This window comes from Janthinobacterium woesei (genome assembly GCF_051380875.1).
Lineage (GTDB): Bacteria > Pseudomonadota > Gammaproteobacteria > Burkholderiales > Burkholderiaceae_D > Janthinobacterium.
Window position 1 is genome coordinate 128,083 of the sequence record NZ_JBNYXW010000002.1, and the last position, 19,617, is coordinate 147,699.

The 19,617-nt window shown below is 62.3% G+C and carries 21 protein-coding genes; 7 read left to right on the plus strand and 14 right to left on the minus strand.

The genetic code is table 11. From position 1 onward, the window contains the following. Positions 1 to 36: 36 nt before the first annotated feature. Positions 37 to 255 (minus strand): TOBE domain-containing protein, encoded by a 219-nt coding sequence (locus tag ACQ4W6_RS02325; RefSeq protein WP_034757699.1) that lies wholly within the window; start codon positions 253 to 255, stop codon positions 37 to 39. Positions 256 to 520: 265 nt separating this feature from the next. After that, the gene (locus ACQ4W6_RS02330) at positions 521 to 1,801 is read right to left on the minus strand and encodes a hypothetical protein (RefSeq protein WP_436565569.1); all 1,281 of its coding nucleotides are present in this window, start codon (positions 1,799 to 1,801) and stop codon (positions 521 to 523) included. Positions 1,802 to 1,979: 178 nt separating this feature from the next. On the opposite strand from ACQ4W6_RS02330, the gene ACQ4W6_RS02335 reads away from it, so the two are divergent. Beyond that, on the plus strand, positions 1,980 to 3,128 hold the full coding sequence (locus ACQ4W6_RS02335) for a helix-turn-helix transcriptional regulator (RefSeq protein WP_436565570.1): 1,149 nt from the start codon (positions 1,980 to 1,982) through the stop codon (positions 3,126 to 3,128). 42 nt (positions 3,129 to 3,170) lie between these two features. On the opposite strand, the gene ACQ4W6_RS02340 is transcribed toward ACQ4W6_RS02335, so the two are convergent. After that, the gene (locus ACQ4W6_RS02340) at positions 3,171 to 4,226 is read right to left on the minus strand and encodes a sulfate ABC transporter substrate-binding protein (RefSeq protein ID WP_436565571.1); all 1,056 of its coding nucleotides are present in this window, start codon (positions 4,224 to 4,226) and stop codon (positions 3,171 to 3,173) included. A gap of 301 nt (positions 4,227 to 4,527) precedes the next feature. Here ACQ4W6_RS02340 and ACQ4W6_RS02345 point away from each other — a divergent pair, with 301 nt between their 5' ends. Beyond that, positions 4,528 to 5,058: a GNAT family N-acetyltransferase gene (locus ACQ4W6_RS02345; protein WP_436565572.1), complete on the plus strand. Its 531-nt coding sequence runs from the start codon at positions 4,528 to 4,530 to the stop codon at positions 5,056 to 5,058. Positions 5,059 to 5,124: 66 nt separating this feature from the next. On the opposite strand, the gene ACQ4W6_RS02350 is transcribed toward ACQ4W6_RS02345, so the two are convergent. After that, complete coding sequence (locus ACQ4W6_RS02350; RefSeq protein ID WP_436565573.1) at positions 5,125 to 5,937, minus strand: class II glutamine amidotransferase; 813 nt, start codon at positions 5,935 to 5,937, stop codon at positions 5,125 to 5,127. Between the two features lie 253 nt (positions 5,938 to 6,190). On the opposite strand from ACQ4W6_RS02350, the gene ACQ4W6_RS02355 reads away from it, so the two are divergent. From ACQ4W6_RS02355 to ACQ4W6_RS02365, 3 genes are all read left to right on the plus strand, one after another. Further along, positions 6,191 to 7,027: an EAL domain-containing protein gene (locus ACQ4W6_RS02355; protein ID WP_436565574.1), complete on the plus strand. Its 837-nt coding sequence runs from the start codon at positions 6,191 to 6,193 to the stop codon at positions 7,025 to 7,027. A 99-nt stretch (positions 7,028 to 7,126) separates the two neighbouring features. Further along, the gene (locus ACQ4W6_RS02360; protein ID WP_436565575.1) at positions 7,127 to 7,876 is read left to right on the plus strand and encodes a YcbK family protein; all 750 of its coding nucleotides are present in this window, start codon (positions 7,127 to 7,129) and stop codon (positions 7,874 to 7,876) included. Between the two features lie 71 nt (positions 7,877 to 7,947). After that, positions 7,948 to 8,841 carry a LysR family transcriptional regulator gene (locus tag ACQ4W6_RS02365; RefSeq protein ID WP_436565576.1) on the plus strand — a complete coding sequence of 298 codons (894 nt, stop codon included), beginning with the start codon at positions 7,948 to 7,950 and terminating at the stop codon, positions 8,839 to 8,841. On the opposite strand, the gene ACQ4W6_RS02370 is transcribed toward ACQ4W6_RS02365, so the two are convergent. Further along, positions 8,805 to 9,284, minus strand: a complete 480-nt coding sequence (locus ACQ4W6_RS02370) for a PACE efflux transporter (RefSeq protein WP_436565577.1) — start codon at positions 9,282 to 9,284, stop codon at positions 8,805 to 8,807. The two genes, ACQ4W6_RS02365 and ACQ4W6_RS02370, sit on opposite strands and share 37 nt — an antisense overlap. A gap of 177 nt (positions 9,285 to 9,461) precedes the next feature. Between ACQ4W6_RS02370 and ACQ4W6_RS02375 the strand changes: the two genes are divergently transcribed. Beyond that, entirely contained in the window at positions 9,462 to 9,911 is a 450-nt protein-coding gene (locus ACQ4W6_RS02375) for a hypothetical protein (RefSeq protein ID WP_436565578.1), read from the plus strand. A 307-nt stretch (positions 9,912 to 10,218) separates the two neighbouring features. Continuing rightward, positions 10,219 to 10,902, plus strand: coding sequence for a DUF5672 family protein (locus tag ACQ4W6_RS02380; RefSeq protein WP_436565579.1), 684 nt, complete (start codon positions 10,219 to 10,221; stop codon positions 10,900 to 10,902). A gap of 310 nt (positions 10,903 to 11,212) precedes the next feature. On the opposite strand, the gene ACQ4W6_RS02385 is transcribed toward ACQ4W6_RS02380, so the two are convergent. From ACQ4W6_RS02385 to ACQ4W6_RS02425, 9 genes are all read right to left on the minus strand, one after another. Beyond that, positions 11,213 to 12,319, minus strand: a complete 1,107-nt coding sequence (locus tag ACQ4W6_RS02385; protein WP_436565580.1) for a glycosyltransferase family 9 protein — start codon at positions 12,317 to 12,319, stop codon at positions 11,213 to 11,215. Positions 12,320 to 12,452: 133 nt separating this feature from the next. Next, on the minus strand, positions 12,453 to 13,496 hold the full coding sequence (locus tag ACQ4W6_RS02390; protein WP_436565581.1) for a hypothetical protein: 1,044 nt from the start codon (positions 13,494 to 13,496) through the stop codon (positions 12,453 to 12,455). A 5-nt stretch (positions 13,497 to 13,501) separates the two neighbouring features. Beyond that, positions 13,502 to 14,413, minus strand: coding sequence for a flagellar hook-associated protein FlgL (gene flgL / locus ACQ4W6_RS02395; RefSeq protein WP_436565582.1), 912 nt, complete (start codon positions 14,411 to 14,413; stop codon positions 13,502 to 13,504). Between the two features lie 10 nt (positions 14,414 to 14,423). Then, positions 14,424 to 15,788: a flagellar hook-associated protein FlgK gene (flgK, locus tag ACQ4W6_RS02400; protein WP_436565583.1), complete on the minus strand. Its 1,365-nt coding sequence runs from the start codon at positions 15,786 to 15,788 to the stop codon at positions 14,424 to 14,426. An 81-nt stretch (positions 15,789 to 15,869) separates the two neighbouring features. Beyond that, positions 15,870 to 16,262, minus strand: coding sequence for a rod-binding protein (locus ACQ4W6_RS02405; RefSeq protein ID WP_436565584.1), 393 nt, complete (start codon positions 16,260 to 16,262; stop codon positions 15,870 to 15,872). Further along, positions 16,262 to 17,374 carry a flagellar basal body P-ring protein FlgI gene (locus ACQ4W6_RS02410; protein WP_436565585.1) on the minus strand — a complete coding sequence of 371 codons (1,113 nt, stop codon included), beginning with the start codon at positions 17,372 to 17,374 and terminating at the stop codon, positions 16,262 to 16,264. The genes ACQ4W6_RS02405 and ACQ4W6_RS02410 overlap by 1 nt, the downstream gene beginning before the upstream one ends. A 9-nt stretch (positions 17,375 to 17,383) precedes the next feature. Next, on the minus strand, positions 17,384 to 18,046 hold the full coding sequence (flgH, locus tag ACQ4W6_RS02415; RefSeq protein WP_436565586.1) for a flagellar basal body L-ring protein FlgH: 663 nt from the start codon (positions 18,044 to 18,046) through the stop codon (positions 17,384 to 17,386). A gap of 11 nt (positions 18,047 to 18,057) precedes the next feature. Then, positions 18,058 to 18,846, minus strand: coding sequence for a flagellar basal-body rod protein FlgG (flgG, locus tag ACQ4W6_RS02420; protein WP_436565587.1), 789 nt, complete (start codon positions 18,844 to 18,846; stop codon positions 18,058 to 18,060). Between the two features lie 30 nt (positions 18,847 to 18,876). Next, positions 18,877 to 19,605, minus strand: coding sequence for a flagellar basal body rod protein FlgF (locus ACQ4W6_RS02425; protein ID WP_436565588.1), 729 nt, complete (start codon positions 19,603 to 19,605; stop codon positions 18,877 to 18,879). Between the last annotated feature and the right edge of the window lie 12 nt (positions 19,606 to 19,617).

Genomic DNA, 19,617 nt, shown 5'->3' on the forward strand with positions numbered 1-19,617 from the left:
CGCCGGCCCACAGCAAGGGGCCGGGCGGGGAGCTGCTTACTGGATCTTGGCGATCGACACTTCCGTTGACTTCACCAGCGCGATGACTTCGCTGCCCACCTTCAGGTCCAGGTCTTTGATCGAGCGCGAGGTGATGACCGAGGTGACGATGCCGTGCGGCGTTTCCACGTCCACTTCCGAGACGACGGGGCCAAAGATGATTTCCTTGATCTTGCCGCGAAACTGGTTGCGTACATTCACTTCCGAGATAGCCATGATGTTTCCTTTGTGCCAGTAAGACGCCGTGTGGCGCGACATGGCCAGAGTACGGCGCGCACGCGCTTTTGACCACGAATCGATGCGCATATGGTTATGCGAAAAGCGCGTGCAAATGAGGGCGCAAGTACACTATTCGCCTATCTCGATGGCCTTCATCTACGTTGCCTACGAGAAACTCACCGCAATACTGGCGGCGAATGTGATGGCGCCATGGCTTGGGCTCGGATGAAGCGCCCCCTGCGGCGCCGCAGGCGTACCAACGTTATGATGATGGCAAGCCGGGCTGCTGTCTAGAATCGCCGCTACTGTCCCTTGCATTACTTCCTCGCGGCGCGGTCCTGCTTGCCGGTTTGTCGTTCGCTGGTGCTGCGCTGGCGTTGATGCCCTCGTCGATGGGCCCGGAAGACGGGTAGAAATACGGTGCTGCCGTGGTGCCTGTTCGTATTTCCGCTGCCAGCACGGCCTTGCACTGCTCCATCACATTCTTGTAATGCAGTCCCGTTTCAGGGTGCTTTTTCGGATGGTTCATGAAGGTGATGCACATATCGGTCAGATGGCTCTTGTTCAAGACCATTTTCACGATCTCGGTGCTGGCTTTGGCCAGGTGCGCAGCCGTGCCTTCATTGATAGTGGTGCCGGGTAGCGGCCCAGCCATGTCGGACGTACCGCGTGCGCTGGCCTTGCTCTGCGTTAAGTTATCGGCCAATTGTTCCTCGAGTGTGGCCCGTTCGGCTTGTGCCTGCGCCAGCGCCGCGCTCGCATCGGACAAGGTGGTGTCGGCGCCACTGTCCGTGGCGGCGGAACTTACGCCATCCTGTGCGGTCTTAAGCATGATGGCTTGCCTGTTTGCGGCCACGCCCTTGCCGGCGGCGGGGACAGTTGGCATGGTTGGACGCAGGGCATCGAGATTGCCTTGCATGGCTTCTTCTTTTTTGATCGCAAGATCGAGTTGCGCCTGCGTGGCCAAGGCAGCTGTCGAGGCCTTGAGGCGGTTCTGCGCCGTACTGCCGGCATGGCCGGTCAGGGCTGCTTGCCTGGCGACCACGGCGCCGGTGAGTTGCTCGATGGCCAGCACGCCCAGGGTCAGGTCTTGCGAGCGCTCCATGAGCAGCATGACGTCAGCGTCGTTCAGCCATTTGTTTTGCGCATATTCGCAGATATTGAATAGTTGCTGGCGCATCAAGGTGATGCTTTGTGAATGCAGGCCGACGCTGGCGGCATTGGCGCTGAGTGCGTTCGAGACGGAGGCGCCATCGGGGCCCGCGCTGAATGCGCCGCCGAACGAGGAAATATACGATTGCAGGGCATCGGGCGTCGGCTCGGCACAGGCTTTGCCGTCGCTCGTGACATGCATCACGCGCTGGGCCGCATCAAGGTGGATGGCTTTGCCGTTGCCTGGCAAGTCGGTGCTGCGGTTGATGGTATGCAAGTTGGCGCAGGCCGAGAGCGACAGCAGCGTTGCGCTGCCCACGGCCAGGCACAGCGAGGCGGCGGTGCTACGGGGCGGCTGAATAGTGCGCGAAGCGCTATGGATGGCGGGCATGATGCTACTCCTTGATGGTTGAGGGGGCGGGCGGCTGGCGGCAGTGCGCCGAAGCGCAGACACCATGTTTGCCATGCTGCGCGTGGCGGCGTGCGCGCGCATCCGTCAGGTGAAGGATGGATGGCCAGGTTTGTGCCCGGTTGTATCCGCATGGGAATGGAAATGGCGGGAGGTGAGAATGCATGCGCAAGGTGCCGATCCGGTCATCGCCGCCTTTTACCGGGCGGCGCTGGAGCCAGGGCAGTGGTGTGCCGCCATGCAGGCGTTTGCGCAGCTGGCGGGCGGCGAGGTCGCCTGCTGCTTCCTGAAGGCCGAAACAGGCACGGCACCGTCGCGCGCGTATCTGAGCGGCATAGAAGAGCAGGCCTGGGAAGACGGCTATCGCCGCTATTACCATGCACTCGATCCCGGCTATGCGGTCCTGACGTGCGGCACGCCAGGGCGCATGCATCTGATGCAGGAGTATTTCAGCGAGCGCACCGTGGCGCACAGCGAATATTTCCAGGATTTCTATCTGCGCGTGGGTGTGCGCTATTCATGTAGTGGTATCGTGCGCGATGATGACGGACTGACCATTCTGTCGGCACACCGCGCGGCGGGGCAGGGACGCTATGATGCGCGCACGCGTGCCCAGTTGCAGCGGGTACTCGACCATTTGCCGAATGTCTTGCGCCTGCGCGACACGGCACAGCAGGCGCAAGTGCGTGGGACGCTGGCCTGGAAGGCGCTTGACGCCTTGCCCCGTGCCATCTTGTTGGTCGATGCCAGCCTGCGCCTAGTCTACATGAACCCGGCAGCGCAGTGCTTGCTGACCGTAACGCCACAGGTGCCGCCCTTGATTGCATTGCGGGGCGGCAACTTTGGCCTGGTTGTCGGCAGCGTGCAGCAGCAGTTGGCGCAGCGTGTGCGGCTGGCGTGTGCCAACCTGGCCTGCGCCCGCCCCGCGCCCTTGTATCTTGCCGATGCCGATGGCCGGCCAGCGTTGGAAATTGGCATCCTGCCCGTAGCCTTGCCCCTGGAGCAGGGGTGGCATGGCGAAGTGCCGCGTCTGGCGATGCTGTCGCTGCGGCCCCTGTTTCGGGCGGCGAGGCGGCAGGGCGCGGCAGTCGCGGCGCGGCCATGGAGGTTGACGGGCGCCGAGTGGGCGCTTGCGCTGGCGCTGGCCGACGGCGTGGAGTCGGCCAGCTACGCCTTGCGGCAGGGTGTGTGCATCAGTACGGTGCGCAGCCAGATACAGGCGATCTTGCGCAAGACAGGGACGCGGCGCAGCAACGAGATCGCGAGCTTGTTCAGTGCATTGGAGTGGGGCACGGGTGCATTGCCATAAAAAAACCGGGACATGTCCCGGTTTTCCTGGCGTGGCGCTGGCTTACTTCTGATAAATCTTGTCGAATTCGCCGCCATCGTCAAAGTGTTTCTTTTGCGCCTGTTTCCAGCCGCCGAACACATCGTCGACCGTAAACAGGGTGATCGGCTTGAAGCTGGCCGCGTATTTCTTGGCCACCGCTGCCGAGCGTGGGCGCAGGAAATGCTTGGCGGCAATTTCCTGGCCCGCTTCCGAGTACAGGTATTGCAGGTAGGCCGTGGCTTCCTTGCGGGTGCCGCGGCGGTCGACGACTTTGTCGACGACGGCCACTGGCGACTCGGCCAGGATGGAAATGCTTGGATACACCACTTCGAAGTTATCGCCGAATTCCTTGCGCACCAGCTGCACTTCATTTTCAAACGTCACCAGTACATCGCCGATTTCGCGCTGGGTAAAGGTGGTGGTGGCGCCGCGGCCGCCACCGTCCAGCACAGGCACGTTCTTGAACAGCTTGGTGACCAGCTCGCGCGCCTGCGCTTCGCTGCCGCCTTTTTTCACGGCATAGCCCCATGCCGCCAGGTAGGTATAGCGGCCATTGCCCGAGGTTTTCGGATTCGGCACGATGACCTTGATGCCGGGTTTGGCCAGGTCGTCCCAATCCTTGATCTGTTTCGGGTTGCCTTTGCGCACCAGATATACCATGGTGGAATAGAACGGCGCCGCGTTATTCGGGAATTTCTTGGCCCAATCGGCCACGACCAGGCCACGGTCGGCCAGCAAATCGATGTCATTGGCCTGGTTCATGGTCACGACGGACGCTTCCAGGCCATCGGCGACGGAACGCGCCTGCTTGCTGGAGCCACCATGCGATTGCTTAATAGTAATGGTTTCGCCCGTTTTTTTTTGCCAATCAGCAATAAATGCAGGATTCACGTCCTTGAACAATTCGCGCATGACGTCGTAGGAGACGTTCAGCAAGACCACCGGCTCGGCGGCGCTGGCAGCCGTCGGCAGGCTCATGGCGGCGGCAGAAGCGGCCAGGGCGCTGGCCAGGAACCAGCGGCGCGAGCGTTCGGTGAGCGTCGGGACGGCAGTCGTTACGGCGTTGGAATGGGTCATGTTGAACTCTTGTTGTGAGAATAGATAGACATAGTCTAAAATTCCGGCCGGAAAAGAAACGAATTTTTCGTAATATGCTTAGATCACATTCCCGTTTCTGCCAAAAAACAGATATGGATTTTTGAAATGATTCGTGGGCAAGACGCCTGCCAGGGCTTAGCCTGCACGGGCAGCATCATAGGTGAAAGCCCCTCTTGACGGGGCGCGAAAAAACCCGAATGCGCCGCTTGGTGTATAGTCGAATGGCGCGATACACGGCGAAACCGCCTGCATCGGCAACTGGAATATTTTGTGAGCGTACATGAGTCTTGAAATTCGTATTGCAACATCGACCGACGCTTTCGAGGCGTGCAATGTATTACGACGCTCGATCGTCGAATGCTGCAGCCTCGATCATCGGGACGATCCGGCCATCCTGGAAGCCTGGCTGGGCAATAAAACACCGCAGATGGTGGCGTGCTGGTTCGCCTCGCCCACCAATTTTTCGCTCGTCGCCGTCGACGCTGGCACCGTCGTCGGCGTGGGCCTGCTGACGCGCGCCGGCAAGCTGGCCCTGTGCTATCTGTTGCCTGAAGTGCAAGGTCGCGGCGCAGGCAAGGCGCTGCTGGAGCAGCTCGAAGTGCAGGCGCGAGAGTGGGGCATCAAGGCCCTGCAACTGCACAGCACGGCCAGCAGCCAGGCTTTTTTCGTCAAGCAAGGCTATGTAGATGCAGGGAATGTGCGCTCGCCGTATGGCGTGGAAACAATTTTTTGCTGGAAACAGATTGATCCCGCCGGCCTGGCCAGCGGCGACCCCAAGCGCAAGCGCTTTTGCAACTGCAGTTCGGCCTGACGGCCATTCAACGCTTCAGTCCGCCCATCCGGCGGCGAGCCTTTCCCTCCGTCCTGCAATTTCCCCTCAGTAACTGATCTGGATGTACACGCCTTGCGGTGCGCTCGCTGTCGCCTGCAGCAAGGTGCCGCCGGCAAACAATTTCAGTTCGCCGGGCGCAAACGCGACCCATTGCTCGTTCTGCGTCAGCGGGTGCGTGGCGATGACGGCGATGCGGTCATCGAGGTGGTTGTGCTGGCGAAAGTCGATGCTGCGTTCGCAATCGATCAGTTGCGCTACGGAAAACGGGTATTCGCGGATCACATAGTGCAGATGCGTGGAGCAGTGGGCAAACAGCAGCTCGCCGTCCGACAGGATGAAGTTGAAGCTGCCATGCGCGGCGATGTCCTGCGCCACTGCGGCAATCGCGCTGCGCAACTCGGCACGCGCCGGTTCGCCCAAGGGAAAACGCGTGTGCAGGCTGGCCATCAGGTGGCAAAACGCCTGTTCGCTGTCCGTGTCGCCGCTGGCGCGGTAGTGCGCATTGACGGGCGCGCGCCACGTCTTCAAGTCGCCATTGTGGGCGAACGACCAGGTCTTGCCCCACAGTTCGCGGGCGAACGGGTGCGTGTTTTCTGGCGCGATGCGGCCCTGCGTGGCCTTGCGGATATGCGCGACGATGTTTTTCGCCTTCACGGGGTGCTGCTGCACCCGGGCCGCAAGCGGCGAATCGATGGCCGCCAGGTGGTCGGTCAGCAAGGTGCAGCCGTCGCTGCCATGAAAGGCGATGCCCCAGCCGTCGCGGTGTTCGTCCGTGCGGCCGCCCCGTTCGGCAAAGCCGGCAAAGGAAAACTCCAGCGCGGCCGGCTTGCTGCTGTTCATTGCGAGTAACTGGCACATGGCGGCCCTTCCTGTGGTTATCGGTACCCGGCCACAGTAGAGGCAGGCGCCAGGGGCGGGAAGGAATGTTTCTGACTATCGATATGCGCCGGCCGTTGTGTTGTCTGCTGCGGCCCTTATTTGCTGGGCGCATATCAAATGGCGAAACCATTCGTTCTCCTTTGGTTCGCACTGGCTTAGTCTGCACACTTTGGCGCCGCTATCCCCACGAGCCCACGAGCTTGGCTGGCGCAGTCCCATGAAGGAGCATTCAATGCCATTTCCCGTCCTGAAGCATTATCTGGCCCGTTTGTCGCATCAAACCCAGGCCGGCACCAGTGTCTGGCTCGATGACGAGGGCAGGGCGCTGGGGCGCTTTTTCAATTGCACCATGACCAGCGCCTTCCAGCCGCTGCGCGAACTGGACAGTGGCAAGCTGGTCGCCTTCGAAGGGCTGGCGCGCAGCGTGTCGAAGGCCGACGAGGGCTTGTCGCTGTGGCGCCTGCTCGACCATGCGGCCAGCGACGATGAATCGGTGGAGCTGGACCGGCTGTGCCGTATGTTGCACGCCATTAATTTCTTCCGCCAGCCGGAAGCGGAGCAGTCGGACCTGTACCTGAACGTGCATGACCGCCTGCTGAGCGCTGTCAGCAGCAATCATGGCCACGCCTTCCAGCGCATCCTCGACGCGCTGGGCTTGCCGATCGAGCGTATCGTGCTGCAATTGCCGGCCGTCACGGCGAACCAGGGCTGGCTGCTCAATTACGTGGCCGACAATTACCGCCGCAACGGTTTCCGCCTGGCCATCAACGTGGCCAGCGTGCACGAGGCAACGGGCATGCTGGAGCGCTTGCACCCGCACGCCTTCAAGCTCGATGCAGGCAACCTCAGCGACGAGGACGCGGCCGCGCGCTTCGTCACCGTGTGCCACGCCGCAAAGATCCGCGTGGTCTTCAAGCGCCTCGACACGCCAGCCGCGCTGGCAGCCCTGCAGCGTATCGCCGCCGCCATCGGCTTGCCCATCGTGGCCCAGGGTTATTTGCTGGATAAGCCCCTGATGGCCCTGGTGCAGGCGACACACGGCCTCACACGCATCGCGGCCGCGGCCTGACACAAAATGCGGTGAAATCTGGCCGATACGATAGGAAATGAGGGTTTTTCTTCGCTGCACAATACGCTATAGTAGTCGTATCGTTATATTGGACTGACTATGGCATCGCGCAGACATTTTCTACACCACGGTATGGGCCTGGCCGCGCTGGGCCTGGTCGCCACTCCTCTCGTTGGCTGCGCCTCGCGCACGGCCGCTCCCGCATCGGCTTCGGCCAGCGCCAAGCCGCGCGCCCTGCGTACTGGCGTGCCAGCCCAGCCGACGCAACTGGCCAGCATCGACCGCTCGATCACGTCGCAGACGCGCCAGCCGGTAACCGAGCTGGAACCGCCACCGGACATTTTCGACGCGCAGGCGCTGGACCTGGAATTCTGGCTCAAGCCGCGCACCCTGGAAGTGGTGCGCCCGGCCAGCAACGAGAAAGCCAGGCTGCTGTACTGGAAAGATGGCGAAGTCATCGATTCAGCCTATCAGGAACTGTGCCACTTGCTGCGCGACGTGAATGGCAAGAAAACGGCGCCCATCGACCCGAAACTGCTGGAAACCCTGTGGGGCACGCAAGCGTTCGTGGCCCGCTACGGCATCGAGCAGCCGCTGGAAATCCTGTCGGGCTACCGCACGGCCGAATCGAACAGCCGCCTGCGCGAAGCGGGCGTGCCGGCCGCGCGCCAGTCGCTGCACATCTCGGGGCGCGCTGCCGACATCCGCGTGGCGAACCTGAACGCGGAAGTGCTCGGTTCGCTGGTGCGCAGCTTCAAGCAGGGCGGCGTGGGCTTTTATTACCGCTCCGGCCCCCGTGGCGGCTGGATCCATGCCGATACGGGCTTGCAGCGCACCTGGAAGGGGTAAGCACCTGACCCAGGTTTTGCCGGGTTTTCCCAATGACATACACGGGGCGCTCCCGGTCTTTCGCTGCTCCCATGAAACTCTCCAGCCATAATATCGAACTATTCCTGGCCGTCGTCGATGGCGGCTCGTTTTCCAGCGCCGCGCGCGCCTTGGGGCGGGCGCCGTCGGCCGTCAGCATGGCCATTGCGAACATCGAGGCCGAACTGGGCATCGTCCTGTTTGACCGCAGCGCGCGCGAAGCCGTGCCCACGCCGGCCGCCGTGGCCCTGATCCCGCATGCGCGCCTGATCGCCGAGCAATTGAAACAGTTGCACCTGCATGCGCAGCAATTGTCGCAGGGGCTGGAAAGCCGCATCTCGCTGGGCATCGCTGCCGAACTCGACCATGCTCCGTTCCTGCGTGCCGTGCAGGCGCTGTCGCAGCGCCATCCGCTGCTCGACATTGAGGTGCTGACGGCGCCGCAGGACGATGTGCTCGACATGCTGCACCGGGGCCGCATCTGCGCCTGCATGGCTTTCGCGGGCGGGCGCATCAATCATGAAGAGCAGTTCCAGCTGGTGGGCAGCGATGCCTTGCTGGCGATTATTTCCACGCAGCATCCCCCCAGCGCGGCGGGGCGCCCCTTGTTTATCGAGGAATTGGTGAATTTGCGCCAGATCATCGTTGCCAGCCGCGAGCTGGACCTGGCCGATGCGCGCCCCGTGGTGGGGCTGTCCTATTGGCGCACGGACAGTTTGCCGATGGCGCTGTCCATGGTCGAGGCGGGCCTGGGCTGGGGCAATTTTGCCGCCTCGGCCATTGCCCACTCGCTGGCGGCGGGGCGGGTGCGCCGCGTGGCCTTCAAGAACACGGGCAATGGCCTGGTGTTGCCGATCCACCTGGTGTGGATGAAGGACCGGCCGCTGGGCATGGCGGCGCGGTCCTTTCGTCAGTTGCTCATGGAAGTGGAAATAGCCGCGCCCTGAACGCTGGCCGGCTCTTCCTTGGGTTGCTGCGCCGACAGGGGCACGCCGAACAGGCCATCGAAGAAGTAATTGAAGATGAAGCTGTAGCAGGGAATGATCAGCATCAGGGCAAAATCGAGCACGAAGGCTTGCCACAGGCTGATGTCGAGCCACCAGGCGATCAGTGGGATCAGGTAGATGACCAGGGTAATCTGGAAGCCGATCGCATGCAGGATGCGGCGCCAGACGGTGCGCGTGCGCGATACCTGGCGGATTTCCCAGTACTCGAAGGCCGTGTTGTAGAGCAGGTTCCAGATCACGGCGATGCTGGTGATCATCAGTGCCAGCGGGCCCGTGCTGGTGGGCGATTCGCCCGAAAGCAGGGTCAGCCACAGCGTGGAAATGGCCATGCCGATGATTTCAAAAGCGGTGACGTAGACAATTTTGCGTTTGATGCCTTGCATGTAAAGCCTGTAAAGAAGAAGTGGCGCGTATTTTAAGTCAGTCATGCTGATGTTAAAAGTTAATAGCTATCAGTTTTTCTGATGAAATGCTGAGGACAAGCCCATGCGGGCCCCGAACGATGGATAATGGCGGCTGGCGGGCGACTGGTCCCGCCGATTCACCGCAGAAGAGGCCCCATGCAAGGCGCAGCAGACAGCAACATCCCCGATTCCCCCGCCAGCCCGGACGAGCGTCCGCGCTTTCGCCCCCGTCCGTGGCAGCACCTGGAAACGCCGTATGACGTGGAAGTGTGGATCGAGGAACATAACCGCAGCATGCAGGACAATATCGGCGCCACGGAAACGGGCGTGGGTATCTGCTTTACCCTGGCCGAAGGGGGCGACATTTACATGCAGACCAGCGCCGACGGCGCCGTCGTGCTCGACGTGACGCCCGACGCGGCCTGGATAGCGCCGTTGATCAGCGCCGCCACGCTGTGCGAGACGCCATCGTCGTCGCTGTGGATCTTGCCTGACGATAAACTGATCCAGCTGATCGTGGGCTTGTCCAGCCTGGTGGCCAGCACCTTGTTGGTGGTGGGGCACGACTTCGGCTTGCGCCGGCGCAGCATGGGGCAGGGGCGTTGAACCGTTCGCATCGCCGGCTTGCGCCAGCCGCGTCGCTTGCCCGGGCGCGGCTGGCGCTGTAGGATGCAATCCTTGCCAATTTTTCGCGCCCGCCTGTGGCGTACCTGCCACCGTGCGCACTGACGAAATGCCTACAATGCATAGTGATAAACTGGACCTTCGCAACATCAGCCTGGTGTGCGTAGAAACGCGCTATCCCGAGCTGGCCAGGTTTGCCATCGAGCGCTGTCTTGCCGGCGCCGATTTCAAGGAATGCTTGCTGTTCACGTCCCGCTTGCATGACCTGCCTGCGCACATACGCCAGGTGATGATCGATCCCATCGAGAGTGTTGAGGCGTATTCGGCGTTCATGGTGCATGAGCTGGGCGCGCATTTTAGCGGCACGCACGTACTGATCATGCAGTGGGATAGCTTTATCGTGCATCCCCAGCAGTGGCAGAGCGCTTTCCTGGACTGCGATTACATTGGCGCGCCTTGGTCGCATCGTCCGGTGGTCGTCGGTAATGGCGGTTTTTCGCTGCGCTCGCGGCGTCTTTACGAGGTCTTGCCACAGATATCTGTCGTGCAGCCCCATCCCGAGGATTATGCAATCTGCGAACTGCATGGCGCACAGCTGCAGCAAGATTTTGGCATTCGTTTTGCAGATGCCAGGCTGGCTTCGGCGTTTGCCTTCGAATGCATTGCGCCCACCGGCCGCACGTTTGGCTTCCATGGTTTTTTCAACTTCGGCCAGGTGCTGGACGACGTTGAACTGGGCGATTACATCGGCAATTGCGACGATGCCACCATGCACACGCCTGCCGTGCGCGGGATGATCAAGCAGCTGTATCGTTCCGGCCGCTACCGGATGGCGGCACAGGTGCTGCGTCGGCGCATCAACGGCGGTGCAGCCATGTTTGCCGATGCCTGCCTGCTCGCTTTGCGCACCAGCTTGCATGCGCTCAGGCATGGTCGCTCGCGTCCGAGTTCGCCGCTGGCGAAGCTGTCCTGACAGCTGCACCGCGCTGGCAACCGCGTGCCGCGGCTTGCCGCGCCCCCGCTCGACGATGGCGTCCTCAACCCCCGACGGCTCAGGGGCGAACGCGAACAGGCGTATGTCAAGGATTTATATCTGCTGGCGCCCGCCGCCTATTTCGTGCTGGGCCTCGATAGCGTGATCCTGCAGGTCAACCTGACGGCCGCCGAATTGTTTGGCTTGGCGCGCATGAGCCCGGCCTGCCGGTCAGTCTGCTCGGCAGCACCGATTCGGGCGGCCAGGCGCTGCGCCTGGTGCTGGAGCAAGTCGAAGGCAAGCTGGCGGCTTAGGACACGCCTGCTACCTGAAGGGATTTCTCCGCCTGCTTGTCTTCGGCCATCAGTTGTTCGACGGCGTTCAGCGTGTCGGCGGCGCTGACGCTCTCTAGGGTCAGGCCCGGCGCCAGGATGACGCGGTAGTGGCTGCTGGCAGGATAAAACCAGCGGTAGTTGTCGGTGCGGATATAGTAGCCGAGGATTTTTTTGTCATACGCCGAGGCGATGTGGATCACCGACGTGTCGGGCGAGACCACCAGTTGGCAGCGGCGTATCAGGGCCGCCAGCTGCAGGATGTGGCTGGTGGGCGGCGCCAGCATCACGTTGGCATGGCCGGCGCCATGTACGATCTCGGCGGCGCGCGCCTCGGTACCGGGCGCGGCAATCACCAGCAGGGCATGGCGCGGGTAGCGCGCCGCCAGGGCGGCGCAGCAGCGCTGGGCGTCGGCCACGCTGACCGTGCGCTGCGCATTGCTGCCCTGGAAATTGAGGCAAAACAAGCCCTCGTGCGTGCCCAGCAGCACGTCGCAGGCCACGTCGACCTGTGCCGCGTGCGCGTCCACGCCGAACAGTTCATAGCGTTCATCGATGTCGCGCAGGCCAAACTGGGCAAACGCGGCAAAGTAGCTGCGCAGGATGTGGCCGCTGCGGTCGCAGGGCGCCGTATGGTCGAACATGCCTAGCCTGGCCGTCGAGGTGCCGTATTTGGGAATGGCAAAGCCCGTCAGATAGCGCCCACCCAGCCATTTGATGCGCAACAGCAAGGGAATCGAAAAGCGGTTGTAGGGGTTGAAAATGACGTCGTAGCGGCGCCGGCGCAGGCTGGCGATAGTGGTGCGCAAGTCGCGCAGCAGCGGCTGCTTGTCCCAGATGATGATGTCGTTGACATGCGGGTTGTCGGCAATCACATCGCGGTTGGCGCTGCTGGCGGCCACATCGATTTGCCAGTGCGGGTAATTCTTTTTCAGCTCGCGCAGCAGCGCCGTGGTGACGATCATGTCGCCGATCTTGTCGTTGCGCAAGATCAATACCTTGCGCACGCGGGCGATGTCGAGGGGCTGCTTGTCGGATTTGCCCAGCAGGGCGTAGCTGATCAGCCGGGCGGCGGTCTTTATCAATGGAACTCCGGGTGTGGATGACGGGGATACGCTGGCTTGCAAGCAGCATCTTACGGTTTTCCAACGCCCGCAGCTAGGGGCGGTGCCGATATATTGCCGCGTGCGCCAGCATGGGGCGCACGGGAGCGCAGGTTTAGCGCAGGCCCAGCAGGGCAACTACCCTTTCGCGGCTGATGCCGACCAGCGCCGAGCTGATCGCCTGCAGCGACGCATAGCCGGGCTGGCTGGCTGTTACCGTGAAGTTTTCCGCCAGGGTTTCCATGCTGACGCTGGCCTGCGTCGGTTGCGCCTTGGCGACCCGTCCGGTCGCCTGCGCCAGGGCCACGCTGACCGAGCCGCGCGCCTGCTGCAGATGAGCCAGCGCCTGCACCACTTGCTGCAAGGTGGCGCGCAGGGCTTCCACGTCGCTCGTATTCCACTCTTCCGGGGCAATGGCGGCCGGTTCCGCATCCGTGCGCACGCGGTTCATCTGGCCCGTCGGGAAGCGGATGCCGCTGCCACGCACGGACAGGCTGTCGCGCACGTTGGCCCACGACGCTTCCGGCGTGCTCAATACCAGCTCGCCATTCTCGTTTTGCTTGACGCGGATGCCTGACGGCATCAGCGCCTGGTCGAAGCGGGCGACGATTTGCTCGTCGCTCAGGCCTGGTTCGATATTGACCGAGCGCAAGGCCTGGTTGCCGCCACCGACGGAAAAGGCCAGCACTTCCTGCGGGCCTTCTTGCAGGCTGGCCATGGTCAGGCCGCGGATGCTGAAGTTCTGCTGCGCCGCTTGCGGGCTGGTATAGCCGAGCTGCGCATCGAGGGTGCCGCCCGACGCGCTGGCGCGCTGGCGCCAGGTAGCACTGAACTGGCGCACTCTGGCCTCGACCTGGCCATCGCGGCCCTGGCGCGCGGCCAGCTTGGCTGCCAGCTCGCTTTTCAGGGCTTGCAGCTGGCTGCTGCTGCGCTCCAGGTAGTCCAGCGTTTGCTGGGCGTTGGAAATCTCTCCCTGCAGCTGGTGATCCCAGTTGCTCAGGCCACGCTGCAGCTTTGCCGTCGAGCTGCGTGACGCTGTCCCCTCGGTGCGCGCGCTGGCGCTGCCTTTGACTGCGGCGGACGCGTCATCGGCGACGCGGGCGCTGCCGGTGCCCTTGGCGCTGATGCCGGAAGAGGAAGAGGTCTGAACGATTTGCATGTGGGTTAGAGAACGTCAAACAAGGAAAGATTACCGACCTTCGAGTAAGCCTTGTAGGTTGCCTGCAGCGCTGTTTCGTATCCTGTCAGTTCGATGGCGGCAGCGCCGATGTCGGCCTTCTTCAAGTCCAGCAGCGCGGTCTGGTTCGACAGCGACACGTTCGCCAGGTTGTTGTCGAGTGTGGAGAGGATGTTTTGCGCGCCGCCAAAGATGGCAATTTTGCCGGAGAGCAAATTCATGCCGTCATCGGTGCCGTCCAGGCCGGCCGTCACGATGGCGCGCGTGGCCGGATCCGACGGATTGACGCCCGGCGTGCTGAGCGCTGCGATGGTCGTATCGATCTTGTTGAGCCACGCTTCCAGGCTCTTCACGTCGACGTTGGCCGCCTGCGTCACGCCATTGCCGACGACGACGGTCTGGGTTTCCGTATTGCCCGTATAGCTGTAGCGCGAACCGACAGGCTGGGTATCATCGTACTTCAGCGCGGGGGTGTCCGTGGCCGTGCCCGAAAACATGTAGCGGCCTTCCTGGTCCTTCAGGTTCGACGTATAAAAGACGCTGTCGCGCATGGCGCGCAGCGATTCGCTCATGGCATTGAGGTCGGCCGGCGCGTTGCTGCCATCGGCGGCCCAGACCAGCAGGTCGCGCGCCTGGCCCATGTCGGTCACCATGCTCGACAGATAGTTTTCATTTTTCAGCAGGCGCGTCTTGACCGAGGTGATATTTTCCTGGTACTGGGTCACCATGGCTTGCTCGCGCGTCAGGCGCGAAATGCGCACATTGCCGATCGGGTCGTCCGATGGCAGCTGGATGCGCAAGCCCGAGGACATCTGTTGCGTCAGGAAATTGATGCGCTCCTGGTTTTGCTGGATCGAAATATTGATCAGCGTTTGGTATTGGCTACTGGCGACACGCATATTCTTCTCCTTAGCCCATCATTTGCAAGGTGGCGTCAAACAGGGCATTGGCCACCGAAATGACTTTCATATTGGCTTGATACATATTCTGGAACTCCACCAGGCTCATCGCTTCTTCGTCCTTGTTCACGGCGCTGGTCGATTTCCAGTCATTGATCGCCTGGGTGCGCACGGTGTCGGCTGTCGTCAGCAAGGCCTGGTTCTGCTGACTGTAAATACCCAGCTTGCCTACCAGCTGCGTGTCGGCATCGCTGATCAGCACGGAACCTACCCACTCCACGTCGACGGACTGGTTCTTGATCTCGATCAGGCTTTGCAAATTCTTGCTATCGCCGGCGGCACCCGTCGATGACGCCAGCGCCAGGTCGGCGGCCGTGAAATCCTTGCTGATGGACAAGCTTCCGTTGGCGTAAATGAACAGGGGACCGCCAGGATTGCCCGTCATGGTCTTGCCGTCCGCCAACTGCACATTGACCTTGGCGCTGAGCGTGCTGGCCAGGTCCTGAATCGATTGTTGTAAAGGCTGCAAGGTGTTGCGCTCGAAATCGCCGAGGCCGCCCAGTTGGCCGCCGACGGCGACATTATCCAGGGAAAAGGTCGAATTGGCGAATTTCAGGCTCAGCACCTGTTCGCCCGTGGCCGCCATGCTGCTGCTCAGGCTACCGGCCAGCGCGCCGATCACCAGCGGTTGTCCCGACTTGAGCGAGATATTGCGCGAGCCGTCGGGCTGGTCCGTCACTTCGATGGCCATTTGCGAGGCCAGGCCATCGATCAACTGGTCGCGCGCATCCATCAGTGCCGACACGTTGGTGCCGGCAGCAGTCGAGCCGCTGATGCGCTGGTTCAAGGCAGCAATATTGGACAGTGCCGTATTGGCTTGCGGCATGATCGCCGCGCGTTGCTGCTGTAGCGACAGCAACTGGTTGTTCATGACATTGCTGATGCTGTTGAAATGCTGCGCCATGGCATCGGCCGCCGTGATGATCTGCTGGCGCAGCGGCGTCGAAGTTGGATCGACGGCCGCCGCGTTCAGGGCCGTGAAGAAGCCGTCGATGCCATTGCTGATGCTCGACGATTCGTCGCCCATGATGCGTTCGAGCTGGGTCAGATACGGCTGGGTTTGCGAGCGCGCGCCCTGGTCGGACGCGGCTCGCCACATCTGCTGGCTTTTATAGGCATCGGCAAAGCGCAGCAGGGAAGACACTTCCACGCCGGTGCCGGCCGAGCGCACGCCGGCACCGGCGCCAAGCGAGGACAACAGCACGCCTTGGCGCGTGTAGCCAGGTGTTTGCATATTGGCAATATTCTGGCTGGCCGCACCGAGTGCGGCCTGGGCGGCGATGCTGCCTGACAATGCATTGCTGATGATGCTCATTGGGCAAGTTTCTTTCGTGTAGAGTGCGGCGCGCGCGGGTGGGCAGGCCTGGTATCGTTGTTACCTTGAACAGGCGACGCTTCAGACGGATTTATTAAGCGCCGCTGCAATATTGTCTGTTTTGATCGCGCTTTTGGTGGCGGCCGGGGCGTTCGCCGCAGGCAGCAACTGGCGCAAGATGGCGTCGGCGATGCCGAAGGCGCGCTGGCCAGCCATCTTGTCGGCCACCAGGTTGTCGGCCATTTCCAGCATGTCGCTGTTGATGGGATCCTTGAAGACGCTGTCTTCGCCGGCCATCTCGCGCGTGCCCGAACGCATCTGGCGCAGCATGTGGGAGATGAAGAAGGCTTCGAACTTGACGGCCGCCTCGGTGGCCTTGGCCGCGTAGCGCGGATCGGCCGGCGTGGCCGCAGCCGGGGTCTTGTCGTCCAGCGCCGAAGGCAGGGCGCTGCTGCTGTCGTTGATATTAAGCATTAAATGACGACCAGTTCGCCTTCGATGGCTCCTGCCTGGTCGAGGGCTTGTAAAATTGACATGATATCATCGGGCGAAGCACCCAGGCTGTTGACCACGTCGATGATGACTTGCAGCTTGGCGCCGGCCGGCCATTTGAACATATTGCCGTTGCCCTGGTCAACCGAGACCTTGGACTGCGGCGTGACTGTGGTCTGGCCACGGCCGAATGGCGCCGGCTGGCTGACTGCCGAGCTTTCTGAAATGACGACTTTCAGCGAGCCGTGGGTGACGGCGGCCGCCTTCACGCGCAAGCCTTCGGCGATGACGACGGTGCCGGTGCGCGAATTGAAGACCACTTTCGGCGTATCGGTGCCGACTTCGACGGACAGCGCTTCCAGTTTTGCCATGAAGGCGACGCGCTGGGTCGGGTTTTCCGGCGCCAGCACTTCCACGCTGGTGGCGTCGCTGGTGGTGGCGACGGCGCCGAAGCGGCGGTTGACGGCCTCGACGATATTGATGGCCGTCTCGAAATGCGGGTGGCGCAAGTTCAGGGTGACGCTCGGCCGGGTGGAAAAATCGCTGAGAATCTCGCGCTCGATGTTGGCACCGTTGGGAATGCGGCCCGAGGTGGGCGTGTTGACGGTGACGGACGAGCCGCTCTTGCCGGTGGCGTTCAGGCCGCCAACGACGACGTTGCCTTGCGCCAGCGCATAGGTTTCATTGTCGGCCGCGCGCAGCTGGGTCAGCAGCAAGGTGCCGCCACGCAAGCTTTTCGCGTCGCCCAGAGACGACACTGTGACGTCGATGGCCTGGCCACGGCGATATCCTGGTGGAAACACGGCGCTGACCATGACGGTGGCGACGTTCTTGCTTTTCGATTCGGCGCCGTCCGGCATCTTGACGCCGAACTGCTTGAGCATGTTGACCACGGATTGGCTGGAAAATTTTACCTGCGTGGTGTCGCCGCTGCCATTCAGGCCGACGACGAGGCCGTAGCCGACCAGCGGGTTGTCGCGCACGCCCTCGATGCTGACCAGGTTGCGCAGCACTTGCGCGGCGGTGGCGGGCAGGGATAGGCCGGACAGCACGGCCAGCATGGCTGCCAGGGGCAGGGCGGAGCGAAATTTCATGATGTCACCTTAAAACGGCATCCACGGGCCGACGAAGAAACGTGTCAGCCAGCCTGGTGTATTGGCTTCGGCCAGGGTGCCCTGGCCGGAATAGGCGATCTGTGCATTGGCGATGCGCAAGGACGACACTTGGTTGTTGGAATCGATGTCGGCCGCGCGCAGGTAGCCGCGCAAACGCACGAATTCTTCGCCCTGGTTCAGGGTCAGGGTTTTCTCGCCCTGCACGCGCAATAAACCGTTCGGCAGCACTTCCTGCACGATCACGGTGATGGCGCCGGACAGCGCGTTTTGCTGTGTGCTGGTCGCGTCGCCAGCGAAATTGCGGTCGGCGGACAGGTCGATGCCCGTCTTGGGGAAGGCCTTGCCCAGCAGGGTGGCGGCCTGTACGCCGACGGAGGAGCCCTTGTTGAACGAGGTGCCCGCCTTCTTGCTCGCCTGCGTGGTTTCCTGCAAGGCCACCGTAACGACATCGCCGACGCGGAAGGCGCGGCTGTCGGAGGTCAGTGCCAGGCCGGCGTCGGGATTGAAGACGCCGCCCGCAATGCCGCCGCGCGCCACGCTGCGCGGCGCCACCGGCAGCGGCGTGTCGGAAAAGCTGGGCGCAACGGGCGCGGCTGGGCGGCTGGCGCAACCGGCCGTCAGCACCAGCAGCAGGGCTGCTACGGCTTTCATTGCGACTGTCATCAACGCGCCGCGGCCGCCAGGTATTGCAGCATATTGTCGGCGGCCGACAACACCTTGGTATTCATTTCATAGGTGCGCTGGGCTGCGATCATGTCGACCATCTCTTCGACCACCTGCACGTTCGAGCCTTCCAGCGCGAATTGCTTGAGTTTGCCCAGGGCGCCTTCGCCAGGACGGCCTTCGGTCGGCGTGCCGCTCGATGCCGTTTCCTGGAACAGGTTTTCGCCCAGTGCCAGCAAACCGGTCGGGTTGACGAAGCTGGAGAGGTTCAGCTGGCCCAGTTCGGTGCCGGCGACATTGCCTGGCACGGTGGCCGTGACCATGCCGTTTTCGCCGATGGTGATCGCCGTGGCATTGTTCGGCACGGTGATCTGCGGCACCAGCGGCAAGCCCTGGGCGTTGACCATCACGCCGTTTTCATTCAGGCTCAGTTGGCCGGCGCGCGTATAGGCCGCTTCGCCGTTCGGACGCAGCACTTGCAGGAAACCATTGCCGGTGATGGCGACGTCGAATTCGCGGCTGGTCGTTTGCAGGCTGCCGGTGGTAAACACCTTTTGCGTACCCACCATGTGCGTGCCGTTACCCAGCTGCACGCCCGATGGCGACAACGTATTGTCGGCGCGCTGCGTGCCTGGCTGCTGTTCGACCTGGTAAAACAAGTCTTCGAAGACGACGCGGTCGCGCTTGAAGCCGACCGTGTTGACGTTGGCCAGGTTATTCGCGATGGCTTGCAGTTTTGCATCTTGTGCTTGCACGCCGGTCTTGCTGATCCACATTGCTGGATTCATGGTTTACTCCTTGATCATTGGTCAGGTGGCTCAGGCGCCGAGCAGGCGGTTGCCTGATTCGGTCATCGAATCGCTGGCCTTGAAAACTTTCATCTGCATCTCGAAACTGCGGTTCAGGCTCATGGTGGCGACCATTTCCTCGACGGCCGAGACATTGCTGCCTTCCAGATGGCGGTCGCGCAGGCGTACCGCCGGGTCGGCTTGCAAGTCTTCGCCGCTGCGCGCCACGATCAGGCCCGCCTCGTTCTTGGTCAGTTCGCCCGCTTCGGCGTTGACCAGCTTGAGCTTGTCGACGGTCTGCATTTGCGCGGTGCCCGGCACCTGGATGGAAATGGTGCCATCGCCGCCGATCGACAGGCTGGTGTGTTCGGGAATCGTGATCGGACCGCCTTCGCCCAGCACGGGCCGGCCATTGATGGTCAGCGCGCCCGTTTCATCGAGATCCATGGCGCCGGCGCGCGTGTAGGCTTCGCCGTTTTGCCACTGCACCGCGAGAAAACCGTTGCCCGTGATGGCCACGTCGAGCTCGCGTCCGGTTTCCTTGATGGCACCCGTGCGCGTGCCGATGGCGCTAGCCTGCGTCTGCGTCATGTGGCGGTCGTCGTAGCCATAGCCGTTTTGCAGCGGCTGGACGGTCGATACCTCCAGATTGGCGCGGAAGCCGCCCGTCTCGATGTTGGCCAGATTGTTGGCGTGTACCTGCTGTGCCCGCAGGGCACGGTCGGCCCCGCTCATGGCGGTATAAATCAGCGCATCCATAGCTCTTTACCC